Raw genomic sequence first — 12891 nt, forward strand, 5'->3', positions numbered from 1 at the left:
CGACCGTCACCCGGTGCGGGTGAGGTGCATCCCGGTGGCGCAGACAGAGGGTGCTGGCAGGGCGCCGCGCTTTCGCGGTGACGTGCTGCATCGGTCGAGAGGACGAGCCATGGGACAGCGACAGGACCGGATCCAGCGTGAGGTGCTGCCGATCCCGGATCGACCGCCCGTCGCTCCGACGACGTACGACGCGAAGGACCCGGACACCTCCTTCCCGCCCATCACGCCCCTCAGGCCGCCGGACGGGGCTCCCAACGTGCTCATCGTGCTGCTCGACGACGTCGGCTTCGGTGCCTCGAGCGCGTTCGGCGGGCCCGCGGCCACCCCGGCATTCGAACGGCTGGCCGCGAACGGGCTGAGATACCGCCGGTTCCACACGACCGCTCTGTGCTCGCCGACGCGCGCCGCGCTGCTGTCCGGTCGCAATCACCACACGGTCGGGATGGGCGGCATCACCGAGATCGCCACGGCGGCGCCCGGCTACAACTCGCTGCGACCCAACACCTGCGCGCCGCTCGCCGAGACGCTGAAGCTCAACGGCTACGCGACGGCGCAGTTCGGCAAGTGCCACGAGGTGCCGGTCTGGGAGACCAGCCCCCTGGGTCCGTTCGACAACTGGCCGACCGGAGGCGGCGGGTTCGAGCACTTCTACGGCTTCCTCGGCGGGGAGACCAACCAGTACGCACCCTCGTTGTATCGCGACACGGTGCCGGTCGAGCCGGACCCCCACCCGGTGGGAGAGGAGTTCCACTTCACCGCGTCGATGACCGACCATGCGATCGGCTGGATCCGGCAGCAGAAGGCCCTGATGCCGGACAAGCCGTTCTTCGCCTACTTCGCGCCCGGCGCCACGCACGCTCCGCACCACGTCCCGCCCGAGTGGTCCGAGAAGTACCGCGGGACGTTCGAGCACGGCTGGGACCGGCTGCGCGAGCAGATCCTTGCCCGGCAGAAGGAGCTGGGGGTCGTGCCGGAGGACGCGGTCCTGACCTCGCGGCCCGACGAGATCCCCGCGTGGGACGACATGCCCGCTGACCTCAAGCCCGTGCTGGCCCGCCAGATGGAGGTGTACGCAGGATTCCTCGAGCACACCGATCACCACGTCGGTCGCCTGGTCGACACGCTCGAGGAGCTCGAGATCCTCGACGACACGCTCATCTACCTGATCATCGGCGACAACGGCGCCTCGGCCGAGGGAACGTTGCACGGCACCTTCAACGAGATGATCAGCCTCAACGGGGCCGCCGCCCTCGAGACCACCGAGTTCATGGCCGCCCACATCGACGACTTCGGCACCGCGGAGTCGTACAACCACTACGCGGTCGGCTGGGCGCACGCGATGGACACGCCCTACCAGTGGACCAAGCAGGTGGCCTCGCACTGGGGCGGCACCCGCAACGGGACCATCGTGCACTGGCCGAACGGCATCGAGGCCCGCGGCGAGATCCGGGACCAGTTCCACCACGTCATCGACGTGGCCGCGACGGTCCTGGAGGTGGCCGGGCTGCCGGAGCCCCTGAGCGTCCACGGCGTGCAGCAACGTCCGCTGGAAGGGGTCAGCATGGCGTACAGCTTCGGCGACGCCGACGCCCCGGAACGGCACGAGACGCAGTACTTCGAGATGTTCTGCAACCGCGGCATCTACCACCAGGGCTGGACCGCCGTCACGAGGCACTCGACGCCGTGGGAGTTCGGCGCGGCGCTGCCGTCGTTCGACGACGACACGTGGGAGCTGTACGCCCCCGAGGACTCGACGCAGGCGCGCGACCTCTCGCAGGAGCTGCCGGACGTGCTGCACCGGCTGCAGCAGCGCTTCATCCTCGAGGCGAGCAAGTACAACGTGTTCCCGCTGGACGACCGGCGGGTCGAACGGTTCAACTCCGATCTGGCCGGGCGCCCGACGCTGATCCAGGGCAACAGCCAGATGCTGTTCCGCGGCATGGAGCGGCTCACCGAGAACAGCGTGCTGAACCTCAAGAACAAGTCCCACTCCATCACCGCGACGATCGAGGTCCCGGAGGGTGGCTGCGAGGGTGTCATCGTCGCCCAGGGCGGCGCGTTCGGCGGCTGGTCCCTCTACGTCAAGGACGGACGGCCGGCGTACTGCTACAACCTGTTCGGCCTGCGGAGGTTCACGACCTACGGCGACGCCGAGATCACCCACGGGGTGCACCAGGTACGCATGGAGTTCACCTACGACGGGGGCGGCCTCGGCCAGGGCGGCACGGTCGACCTGCACTACGACGGCACCCACGTCGGCAGGGGCACGATCGACGCGACCGAGCCGATGATGTTCTCCGCCGACGAGACCACCGACGTCGGCTCCGACAGCGCCACACCCGTCAGCGACGACTACGACTCCGCGAGCAGCACCTTCAGCGGCAGCGTGCGCTGGATCCAGATCGACCTCGGCGATGCCGCTCACGACAACGATCACCTCATCACCCCCGAGGAGCGGTACCGCGTCGCCATGACACGGCAGTGAACCCGCCCGCTCCAGACGCGTGACGGGCACGACGGGAGGAGACCCGATGACTGAATCATCCCCGGCGTCGCCGGAGCGAGTCCCGCCCGAACGACCACCCGCTGAGCGGGCCTCGAGCGGCCGGGGCATCGCGGTGGTGATCTGCCTCGTGCTCGCGGCGTTGCTGACCGCGCCGGCCGCCGTGGCCTACTGGGGTCAGCGCACCCTCAACGACAACGCGCGGTACGTCGAGACCGTGGGCCCGTTGGTGGACTCCTCGAAGGTCCAGTCCGCCGTCGCCGCCAAGGTCACCACCGCGCTCGAGCGGCAGGTCGACGTCGAGGCGATCCTGAACGAGGCCTTCGCCGGCGTCATCACGGAGCGCCCACGGCTGCAGACCCTCGTGGGTCCGTTGGCCGGCGCCGTCAACGGGCTGATCGAGGACCAGGTCCGCACCTTCCTGGCGTCGGACGAGTTCGCGGAGTTCTGGGTCGCGGCGAACACCCGGCTCCAGCAGGGCCTCGTCCGCGTGCTGAAGGGGGAGACCACCGGTGCCGTGTCCCAGCAGGGTGACCAGATCGTGCTGGACGTCTCACAGGTGATCGAACGGGTCCAGCAGCGCCTGGTAGCGCGGGGTCTCACGATGGTCGAGAACGTGCCGATCCCCGACAAGGACCGGGAGATCGTGCTGTTCGACGCGCCGCAGCTCGCGAAGGCCCGCAACACGTACGCCGTGCTCAACCCCGTCGCCCGCTGGCTCATCGTCGGCGTCGCGGGGCTGTACGTCGGCGCGCTCGTGCTGTCCCGTCGCAGGCCACGGACCACGGTCGTCATCGGGACGCTGCTGGCGGTCAACTCCCTCTTCGTCGCGTTCGCGCTGTCGGTCGGGCACCAGCTGTTCATCGACGCGCTGTCGGGCACCGAGTTCGCGGCGGCCAGCGGGGTCGTCTACGACACCTTGCTGTCGTTCCTGATGCGTGGACAACGGGTGCTGCTGTGGCTCGGCCTGATCCTGGTCGTCGTCGGCTGGTACCTGGGCCGCAACGCCGTCGGGACCGCCGTGCGTCGGACGGTGTGCGAAGGGGTGGAGGGGATCGGCGCCGCGCTGCCGGAGGGTCCGGTCGCCGGCCCGGGCCGCTGGGTCGCGGCCAACGCCCGATGGCTGCGGATCGTCATCGTGGTGCTCGGCTGGGTCGTCCTGTTCTGGGGCAACGACGTCTCGGAGTCCCGCCTGCTGTGGTCGACCGTGCTCGTCGTCGCGCTGCTCACGGTCGTGCAGGTCCTGCTGGGAGCAGGGAACGCGTCCCGGACCCGTGAGGGGCGGGACGCGTCGTCCTCGAGCGACGACGGTCGCGAAGCCGCTCAGGTCATGACTTGACCTCCGAACCGTGCACCGTGATCGCCCAGATGACGAGGACGTCGACCGCGATCATCATCACCGACCAGATCGGATAGGCCGGCAGGAAGGCGACGTTGACGATCGCGCTCAGCGCCGCGACGATCACGGCGATGATCCTGGCCCACATCTGTCCGGCCAGCAGGCAGCCGCCGACGAGGATCGCGATCGCACCGCCGATGATGTGGGTCCAGCCCCAGGCCGTGTAGTCGACGTTCAGCACCAGCCCCTTCTGGCCCACGACGAAGACCTCGTCCCTGAACAGCGCGACGAAGCCCTGGATCACGTGGAACGAGCCGACCAGCATCAGCATCATGCCGGCGAAGACGATCCAGCCCACCCAAGCCGTCTGGTCCCTGGTGTCGGCGGACATCGGTGCGTACTCCGCACTTCGCCCCGCCTCGGACTGCCTGTGGCCACTCATGTGTACGTCACTCATGCGAATCTCCTCCTGATGGCCCCACGCGGGGACGGAGTGTCCCTCTCGCTCGTCCCACCGTGGTTCGCCGGGCCGGGTGAGCCATCACCCGTCCCGGGTGAGGTCATGAGCGGAGCCGGCTGCCTACGCTGCGGGATCAAGCGGGCCAGACCGGCATGGCACCGGAGTCCCCTGCGGAGGCGAGCATGAGCAATGACCAAGACTCGGGCGCCGAGACCGGCGCCGAGACCGGCGCCGAGACCGGCGTCGCGGCGGACATCGAGGAGGCGACGGACATCGAGGAGATGGGCCCGATCGACTACATCGTCGTCGAGTTCCCCGGCAACCGGATGACCGGCGAGGGCATGCCGCTGCTCGTCGACCTGGTCGAACGGGGCATCATCCGGGTGCTGGACCTCGTGTTCGTGCTGAAGGATCTCGACGGGTCGACGCGGGGGATGGCCATCGCCGACCTCGACGAGGACGGCGAGCTCGATCTCGCGATCTTCGAGGGCGCGTCGTCGGGGCTGATCGGCGAGGACGAGATCCAGGATGCCGGGACCGTCCTGGAGCCCGGGAGCTCGGCGGGAATCCTCGTCTACGAGAACGTGTGGGCGGGTCCCTTCGCCAGCGCGCTCCGCCGCGGCGGCGGACAGCTCGTGGCCAGTGGCCGCATCCCCGTCCAGGCCCTCCTGGCGGCGGTCGATGCCGCGGAGGCCAGAGAGTCCGCCGAGAGCTCGGCCTGAGCCACGCGGTCAGAGCAGTCACCAGAGAGAGGAACAGTCATGCCAGGACTACTTCGGGGAGTCGCCCGCACCGCCGTCGTCGCCGGAACTGCGACCGCGGTGTCCAACCGGGTCTCCCGTCGTCAGGCCGGCCGGTGGGCGGCCCAGGAGCAGCAGTACGCACCAGAGCCCCAGTACGCCCAGGAGCCGCAGCACGCCGCGCCGCCGCCCCCGCCGGACGACGACATGGACAACAGGCTGGCCCAGCTCAAGGACCTCGCCGCCCTCAAGGAGTCGGGCGTGCTGAGCGAGCTCGAGTTCGAGCAGCAGAAGGCGCGCATCCTCAACGGCTGAGGGGTGTCCCGTGCACTTCGATGAGGCGATGGAGAGGATCGTCGAAGGGTTCGAGATCGGTGGCGTCCTCATCCTGGTCGTCGGCTCCCTCGCCGCGCTGGCCTCGGCCGCGATGGTCCTGCCTCGCCTCGGCGCCGCGCATGCGTACCAGCGCGCCCGTGAAGGGGTCGGCCGCGCCATCCTGCTGGGCCTGGAGTTCCTCATCATCGCCGACATCGTCCTGACGATCACGATCGAGCCCACCCTCGACAGCGCCCTCGCGCTGGGACTCATCGTCCTGGTGCGGACCTTCCTCAGCTTCTCGCTCGAGATCGAGCTGGAGGGTCAGCTGCCGTGGCGCCGCGGCACCCGGACACCGCGGACACCGCGGGGATGACGGCTGTGGTCCGGGCCCTCACGCGCGCCGGACGCAGCGGAAGCCCAGGTGCGAGGCCGAGCTCCGCACGGTCTGCCCCTGGCGGGCCGCGGGGCGGTATCGCAAGCAGTAGGACGGCGCGCACAGGTGCGACCCGCCCTTGGTGACCCGCCGGTCGGCCTCCGAGAGCGTGGGCACCGTCGGCGCGCAGCACGAGTGCGCGGCCGGCGCGCCGGCGCCGACCCGGGTCTCGGTCCACGCGCTCGCGGTCCACTCCCACACGTTGCCGGTGACGTCGTGGAGACCGAAGCCGTTGGGCGGGAAGTCGCCGACGGGCGACGTCGACGCGAATCCGTACGGGCTGGTGCTCTCCCACGGGAAGCGGCCCTGCCACGTGTTGGCCATGACCTTGCCCCCGGGCATCGGGTCGTCCCCCCAGGCGTACGTCGCACCGTCCAGCCCGCCGCGGGCGAGATGCTCCCACTCGGCCTCGGTGGGCAGTGACTTGCCGGCCCAGGCGGCGTACGCGAGAGCGTCCTCGAAGCCGACGTGGACCACGGGATGCCGCTCGCGGCCCTCCAGGCTCGAGCCCGGGCCGCGTGGATGACGCCAGTCCGCGCCGGGGACCCACGACCACCAGCGCGTCCAGTCGTCCAGCGGGACCGGCCCCGCGGTCCCGGTGAACACCAATGACCCGGGGACCATGAGCTCGGACTGCGCCTCGTCGAAGTCGGCCGCCGAAGGAGGGCTCTCCGCGACGGTCACGTGCCCGGTCCGGGAGGTGAACTCGGCGAACTGCTCGTTGGTCACCGGGAACACGTCGGCCCACAGGTCGCCGACCGTCAGGGTCTCGACGGGCTGCTCCTCGACGTAGAACCGGCTGTCCCCTGCCCGGTATCGGCCGCCGGGGACCTTGACCATGTCGCCGAGGGTCGGAGGGCTCACCGTCACGTCGACATCCCGCTCCTCCGCCCGACCACGTCCTGAGTGGGAGCCACGCTAGGGATGACGGGGTCGCAGAGGCTCACCCGCGAGGGATGACCCCCGCGGCCCGCCGGTCACGGCTCCCGAGGCGGCGCGAGGTCCGCGAGCCGCTCGGCAAGTCCCATCGCGTCGAAGGGGGCACGGACCTTGATGTCGTTGTCGAAGTACGCATACACGTCCTTGCCGCCCTCGGCCCAGCCCCGCAGCAGCCCGGCCCACTGGTCGAGGGCGGCGTCGGAGTAGCCACTGGCGTAGAGCTCGGTGTCGCCGTGCAGGCGGACGTACGCGAAGTCGGTCGTGACCTCGCGGATCAGCGGCCACCGGCCGGCGGTGTCGGCGACGACCAGCCCGATGTCGTGGGCGCGCAGGACGTCGAGGAAGTCCGGGGCGAGGAACGTGTCGTGCCGCACCTCGAGCGCGTGCCGGATCGGGCGGTCGGCAGCGACGTCGAGCCACGCCCGCCCGTCGACCCGTTCGTCGTGGTGGCGGCCGAGCTCGGCGGCCTCGGTCGTGGTGCGGGGCAGGAGCGCGAAGAAGGACTCGAGCCGGCCGCGGTCGTAGCCCAGGGTCGGTGGCAGCTGCCACAGGACCGGGCCGAGCTTGTCGGCGAGCGCGAGTGGCCCGGACGCGAAGAAGTTGGCCAGGGGCGCGTCGACGTCGGCGAGCTTCTTCATGTGGGTGATGAAGCGGCCGCCCTTGAGGGCGAACACGAAGTCGGCCGGGGTGCGGTCGTGCCAGCCGCGGTAGCTCTCGGGGCGTTGGAGGGAGTAGAACGACCCGTTGATCTCGATGCTCGCCAAGCGGCTCGCGGCGTACTCGAGCTCGTCCTTCTGCCGCAGTCCCTTCGGATAGAACACCGAGCGCCACGGGGCGTACGTCCACCCCGAGATCCCGATCCGCACGGTGCCGGCCACGTCGTCAGTCTGGTCCGAGCCGCCGGGACCCGCCACCGTTCGCCCCGCACCGGCCGGGGAGCCTGATCCGCCCGGGCGTGGGTACGCACACCAGCGGGACGCCCACCCTCGGGCGACCCGGGTACGCCAATGATTTTTTTATTCGCGTTCGGCCCCCGGAGCGGGCCACATCGGTCTACCGTCAGAGGGTCAGTGGGAGCTGGTGATGCGTACACGCGTGGGCGGCCCGAGGGATGGCCGCCACGACGTACGCACGTTCTAGGGGGAGCACGTATGTCCGGAATTTCACGACCCTTGGTGGTCGTCGCCGCACTGGTGGTGGTCGCGGTGGTGTCCACCAACCCGGCCCAGGCGGTCGAGGGCCCGCGGCCGGCGCCCGCCTCGTCGTCCGCGCGGTAGGGACCTGCTCGGAACAAACCAGGTCCGCGCCGCCTTGCACCTGGGTATGACTTCGACACTCTCAGCCACCCCGTCCGGCACGTTCCAGCTCGGCGGCGACCTGCCCGTCACGCGTCTGGGCTACGGCGCGATGCAGATCACCGGTGAGGGGGTCTGGGGCGAGCCGCGCGACCGCGCCGAGGCCGTCGCGGTGCTGCGCCGAGCCGTCGAGCTCGGCGTCACGTTCTTCGACACCGCAGACTCCTACGGTCCCGACGTCTCCGAGCAGATCATCCGCGAGGCCCTCCACCCCTACGCCGACGACGTCGTCATCGCGACCAAGGCGGGCCTGACCCGCACCGGCCCGGGCGAGTGGGTCCCGGTGGGCCGTCCGGCGTACCTCAAGCAGCAGGTCGAGCTCAGCCTCCGCAAGCTCGGCGTCGACCGCATCGACCTGATCCAGCTGCACCGCATCGACCCCGAGGTCCCGATCGCGGACCAGGTCGGCGCGTTCAAGGAGCTGCAGGAGCAGGGCAAGGTCCGGCACATCGGCCTCAGCGAGGTCGACGTCGACCAGCTGAGGGAGGCGCAGCAGACCGCCGAGATCGTGTCGGTGCAGAACCTGTTCAACCTCGCCGACCGCTCCGCCGAGGCGCTGCTCGACCACGCCACGGCCGAGGGCGTCGCGTTCATCCCGTGGTTCCCGCTGGCGACCGGAGGCCTGGTCAAGGACGGCGGACCGCTCGAGGCCCTGGCCAAGGAGCACGATGCCACCCCGTCTCAGCTCGCCCTGGCCTGGCTGCTCAAGCGCTCCCCGGTCGTGCTCCCGATCCCCGGCACCTCCAGCGTCGCCCACCTCGAGGACAACATCGGCGCGGCCGCGATCGACCTGACGGAAGCCGAGTTCGAGGCCCTCACCAACGCTGTCTGAGGCCAAAAGGCCCGCTGGGCCCAGCGGGCCTTCGGCGTCGGGTTAGCGGGGCGGGAGCTCCTGGACCGTCCACCGGTTGCCGTCGGGGTCGTGGAAGGTGGTGAAGGTCCCCCACGGCTGGACGTCGATGGGGGAGGCGGTGATGCCGGCGGCGACCAGCTCGGCGCGCGCGGCCTCTGCGCTGTCGACGACGACCTGGATGTTGTCGAACGTCCCGGGCACGCCCTCGTGGATGCCCTCGCCGAAGGCGATCGAGCAGGCCGAGCCGGGCGGGGTGATCTGCACGAAGCGGGTGCTGTCGTCGACCCGGACGTCGTGGTCGAGGGTGAACCCGACCTGGTCGACGTAGAAGTCGCGCGCCCGGTCGGTGTCGCTGACGGGGACGAAGATGAGCTCGATCCTGCAGTCCATGGGGTGCCTCGATCCATCGGGCCGCGGGCCCTGTGCCCTGCGGCATGGGACCCATTCTCGTCGGTGCCGCCGACATTTCGCGGGGGTCAGTCCGTCAGCTCTGTGTCCAGGATCGAGTTGGGGTGGAAGGTCACCTTGTCGCCGCGTCGGGTCGGGCGCACCAGGTCGAAGCCTCCGGTCGTCACCAGAGCCCAGGTCAGCGGGGGCTCCGAGTGGCCCAGGTGGCGCCCGCCGATCGGGGCGAACAGGTCCAGCGCCTCCCGCGCGCACTCCAGGTGCGTGGGCGGGAAGTCGAACGAGCCGGCCTCGGCCTCCTCGCTGCTGCCGATGAACGCGATCGGGCGGGTCAGCGTCTCGCCGCAGATCCCGCAGATCCGGCTGAGCGCGCACCGGATCGCCCGCCGCTTGACGACCGCCGCGTGGTCCAGCGCGCCGTCGTCGTCCTCGCACGCGAACGGCACCGGCAGGCCACCCGACTCCGGGCGGCCGGCCAGTCCCGCCGTCACACCGAGGCCTGGCCCGACCACTTGCCGAGCTCCGAGCGGCGCTGGGGGCGCTCGGCGTCGCTGAGCCGGCGACGCTTGCGCTCCGACATCGGCGCCGGGTTGTCGGACGTACGCCGGTTGGGCAGCGACAGCTTCATGATCGTCCGGAGCGTCTGCCCGTACTGCTTGTAGAGCGGTCCGGTCGTGTACGGGATGTCGTAGCGCTTGCAGATGTCCTTGACCTTGACCGAGATCGCCGCGTAGCGGTTGCTCGGCAGGTCGGGGAACAGGTGGTGCTCGATCTGGTAGCCCAGCTGACCGCTCATGAGGTGCAGGAGCGTGCCGCCCTCGAAGTTGGCCGAGCCGAGCATCTGGCGCAGGTACCACTCCGCGCGGGTCTCGTCCTCGAGCTCCTCCTCGGTGAAGTGCACCGCCCCGTCGGGGAAGTGCCCGCAGAAGATGATCATGTACGACCAGAAGTTGCGCATGAGGTTGGCGGTGAAGTTGGCGCTCAGCGTCTGCAGGAAGAACGGCCCGGTCAGCGCGGGATACATCAGGTAGTCCTTGAACGCCTGCTTGCCGACCTTGTCACCGATCTGCTTGAGCTGCTTCTTGAGCAGCTTGGGGTCCTTCTTGCCCTTGCGGATCGCCTCGATGTCGAGGTCGTGCAGCGCGACGCCCCACTCGAAGAATGCCGCGAGCAGGAAGTTGTAGACCGGCTGGCCCAGGTTGTACGGCGTCCACTTCTGGTCGCGTGACATCCGCAGGATGCCGTAGCCGATGTCGTTGTCGTGCCCGAGCACGTTGGTGAACTGGTGGTGGATGTAGTTGTGCGAGTGCTTCCACTGCTCGGCCGGCTGGGTCGTGTCCCACTCCCAGTTGCTGGAGTGGATCTCCGGGTCGTTCATCCAGTCCCACTGGCCGTGCATCGTGTTGTGGCCGATCTCCATGTTCTCGAGGATCTTGGCCGAGCCCAGCATCGCGGTGCCGAGCAGCCACGCGGGCGGGAAGAAGCTCGCGAACAGCGTGATGCGTCCCGCGGCGGCGAGCCGGCGCTGCAGGGTGATGACGCGAGTGACGTAGTCACGGTCGGCCTGGCCGCGGTCGGCCTCGATCTCAGTGCGGATCTCGTCGAGCTCGCGGCCGATGGCCTCGACCTCCTCGTCGGTCAGGTGGGTGTACTCACGGACGTCGGCGAATGCCATGGGGGCTCCTTCGCTGGTGGGTGGTCGTGTGGGTGGGTGTGGTCTAGAGGGACAGGGTGCAGTCGCCGGCGGCGACCGAGATGCAGGTCTGGATGTATTCGTTGGGCTCGCCGTGCTCCTCGCCGCTGCGCAGGTCCCGGACCCGGCCGGAGGCCAGAGGCACGTCGCACGTGTGGCAGATGCCCATGCGGCAGCCGAAGAGCATGTTGACCCCGGCGTTCTCGCCGGCCTCGAGCAGCGTCGTGGCGCCGTCGACCTCGACGGTCGGGCCGCCGACGCCGAACGTCACGGTGCCGCCCTCGCCACCGTCGGCCAGGTTGAGGGTGAAGCGCTCGACGTGGAGGTGGTCCTCGCGGCCGAGCCGCTGATAGTGCTCGGTGAACGCGTCGAGCATCGGGCCGGGCCCGCAGGCCCAGGTCTCGCGGGACATCCAGTCGTGGCACACGTCGTCGAGCTGGTCGGGGGTCAGGATGCCGTCGGTGTCGGTGAACCGCTCGTAGAGCTCGAACGCCTCGTGCTTCTCGGCCAGCTGCCGCAGCTCGTCGCGGAACATCATGTCCTCGGCGTGCACCGCCGAGTACGCCAGCACGACGTCGGGCATCGAGCCGCGCCGCTCGAGGGTCCGCAGGATCGACATGACGGGGGTGATGCCGCTGCCGCCGACCAGGAACAGTGCTTTCTCCGGCGGCGGGTCCGGCAGGACGAAGTCGCCCTGCGGCGCTGCGAGTCGCACGATCGTGCCGGGCTCGAGGCCGTTGACGAGGTGATCGGACAGGAAGCCCTCGGGCATCGCCTTGACCGTGATGCTGACGGTCTTGCCCTTCCGGAGCGGGACCGACGACAGCGAGTACGACCGCCAGTGGAAGCGGCCGTCGATCTCGACGCCGATGCCGATGTACTGGCCGGGGGCGTGGTTCCACGACCAGCCCCAGCCGGGCCGGATCACGAGGGTCGCGGCGCGCTCGGTCTCGGGCACGACCTTCTCGATCCGTCCGCGCAGCTCGCGCTGCGACCAGAGCGGATTGATGAGCTGCAGGTAGTCGTCCGGCGCCAGGGGAGTCGTGAGCCCCTTGGCAACCTGTCGGAGGCGTCGCAACGCCGTCGAACGTTCGATGAGCGGCTCCGTCATGGACGTCCTCCTCGGTGCACAAGCGTTCACTGAAAGGTGTAACTCAGAGTGACATTTTCTGCGTGGCCATGCAACAGGACCTGTGTCACGTTCTGGTCGATGATGGAACTATGCGCCCATTGCACCCGCTCCGCGACCTGACGCTCGAGGAGCTCCGGACCCGCACCAGCATCAAGTGGCAGGAAGTCGAGGCCGACGTGCTGCCCCTGTGGGTCGCCGAGATGGATGTCCACGTCGCCCAGCCGGTCGCCGACGCCCTGACCGCCGCGATCGCCGCGGGGGACACGGGCTACCCGCACGGGACGGCGTACGCCGCGGCATTCGCCGACTTCGCCGCCGACCGATGGGGCTGGGCGGGGGTCGATCCGGCCGCGACCGCGTGGGCGGCCGACGTCATGACGGGCCTCACCGAGTCGATCCGGCTGGTGTCCGCGCCGGGCGATCCCGTCGTCATCAGCCCACCCGTCTATCCACCGTTCTTCGGGTTCGTCGAGCACGCCGATCGGGTCCTCGTCGAGGCCCCGCTCGGTGCGGCGGGCCGGCTGGACCTCGACGCGGTGGAGGCGGCGTTCATCCACGCCGGCGCCGACGGTCGCCCCGTGACCTACCTGCTGTGCAACCCGCACAACCCGACCGCCGTCGTGCACACCCGCGAGGAGCTGGCTGCCGTCGCAGCGCTCGCCGCGACGTACGGCGTCCGCGTCGTGGCCGACGAGATCCACGGCCCGCTCGTCGCCGAGGG

At 69.9% G+C, this 12891-nt stretch carries 14 protein-coding genes; 7 read left to right on the forward strand and 7 right to left on the reverse strand.

The features are described from left to right. Positions 1-109: 109 nt before the first annotated feature. On the forward strand, positions 110-2485 hold the full coding sequence (locus JWQ91_RS11330) for a sulfatase-like hydrolase/transferase (protein ID WP_297783838.1): 2376 nt from the start codon (positions 110-112) through the stop codon (positions 2483-2485). Positions 2486-2531: 46 nt separating this feature from the next. Further along, positions 2532-3842 carry a hypothetical protein gene (locus JWQ91_RS11335; RefSeq protein ID WP_297783840.1) on the forward strand — a complete coding sequence of 437 codons (1311 nt, stop codon included), beginning with the start codon at positions 2532-2534 and terminating at the stop codon, positions 3840-3842. Here the strand turns inward: JWQ91_RS11335 and JWQ91_RS11340 are convergent. Further along, complete coding sequence (locus JWQ91_RS11340; RefSeq protein WP_297783843.1) at positions 3832-4299, reverse strand: hypothetical protein; 468 nt, start codon at positions 4297-4299, stop codon at positions 3832-3834. The two genes, JWQ91_RS11335 and JWQ91_RS11340, sit on opposite strands and share 11 nt — an antisense overlap. Before the next feature lie 185 nt (positions 4300-4484). Between JWQ91_RS11340 and JWQ91_RS11345 the strand changes: the two genes are divergently transcribed. Genes JWQ91_RS11345 through JWQ91_RS11355 form a run of 3 tightly spaced genes read left to right on the forward strand, consistent with a single transcriptional unit; the run spans position 4485 to position 5733 of the window. After that, positions 4485-5024 carry a DUF6325 family protein gene (locus JWQ91_RS11345; RefSeq protein WP_297783845.1) on the forward strand — a complete coding sequence of 180 codons (540 nt, stop codon included), beginning with the start codon at positions 4485-4487 and terminating at the stop codon, positions 5022-5024. Positions 5025-5063: 39 nt separating this feature from the next. Next, positions 5064-5357 (forward strand): SHOCT domain-containing protein, encoded by a 294-nt coding sequence (locus tag JWQ91_RS11350; RefSeq protein WP_297783848.1) that lies wholly within the window; start codon positions 5064-5066, stop codon positions 5355-5357. 10 nt (positions 5358-5367) lie between these two features. Then, positions 5368-5733, forward strand: a complete 366-nt coding sequence (locus tag JWQ91_RS11355; RefSeq protein WP_297783851.1) for a DUF1622 domain-containing protein — start codon at positions 5368-5370, stop codon at positions 5731-5733. 18 nt (positions 5734-5751) lie between these two features. Here the strand turns inward: JWQ91_RS11355 and JWQ91_RS11360 are convergent, their stop codons facing one another. Together JWQ91_RS11360 and JWQ91_RS11365 are read right to left on the reverse strand one after the other, a co-directional pair. Further along, positions 5752-6663, reverse strand: a complete 912-nt coding sequence (locus JWQ91_RS11360; RefSeq protein WP_297783854.1) for a formylglycine-generating enzyme family protein — start codon at positions 6661-6663, stop codon at positions 5752-5754. A gap of 107 nt (positions 6664-6770) precedes the next feature. Next, positions 6771-7610 (reverse strand): DUF72 domain-containing protein, encoded by an 840-nt coding sequence (locus JWQ91_RS11365; RefSeq protein WP_297783857.1) that lies wholly within the window; start codon positions 7608-7610, stop codon positions 6771-6773. 445 nt (positions 7611-8055) lie between these two features. On the opposite strand from JWQ91_RS11365, the gene JWQ91_RS11370 reads away from it, so the two are divergent. Next, positions 8056-8919 carry an aldo/keto reductase gene (locus JWQ91_RS11370; RefSeq protein WP_297783861.1) on the forward strand — a complete coding sequence of 288 codons (864 nt, stop codon included), beginning with the start codon at positions 8056-8058 and terminating at the stop codon, positions 8917-8919. 42 nt (positions 8920-8961) lie between these two features. Here JWQ91_RS11370 and JWQ91_RS11375 read toward each other — a convergent pair whose 3' ends face one another. From JWQ91_RS11375 to JWQ91_RS11390, 4 genes are all read right to left on the reverse strand, one after another. After that, entirely contained in the window at positions 8962-9330 is a 369-nt protein-coding gene (locus JWQ91_RS11375; RefSeq protein WP_297783864.1) for a glyoxalase superfamily protein, read from the reverse strand. 86 nt (positions 9331-9416) lie between these two features. After that, on the reverse strand, positions 9417-9836 hold the full coding sequence (locus JWQ91_RS11380) for a hypothetical protein (protein WP_297783867.1): 420 nt from the start codon (positions 9834-9836) through the stop codon (positions 9417-9419). Further along, positions 9833-11020 carry a fatty acid desaturase gene (locus tag JWQ91_RS11385; protein WP_297783869.1) on the reverse strand — a complete coding sequence of 396 codons (1188 nt, stop codon included), beginning with the start codon at positions 11018-11020 and terminating at the stop codon, positions 9833-9835. The genes JWQ91_RS11380 and JWQ91_RS11385 overlap by 4 nt, the downstream gene beginning before the upstream one ends. Before the next feature lie 43 nt (positions 11021-11063). After that, entirely contained in the window at positions 11064-12149 is a 1086-nt protein-coding gene (locus JWQ91_RS11390) for a ferredoxin reductase (protein ID WP_297783872.1), read from the reverse strand. Between the two features lie 110 nt (positions 12150-12259). Here JWQ91_RS11390 and JWQ91_RS11395 point away from each other — a divergent pair. Next, on the forward strand, positions 12260-12891 hold a 632-nt coding region (locus JWQ91_RS11395), incomplete at its 3' end, for an aminotransferase class I/II-fold pyridoxal phosphate-dependent enzyme (protein ID WP_297783875.1).

Source organism: Aeromicrobium sp. (assembly GCF_025965075.1).
Taxonomy (GTDB): domain Bacteria; phylum Actinomycetota; class Actinomycetes; order Propionibacteriales; family Nocardioidaceae; genus Aeromicrobium.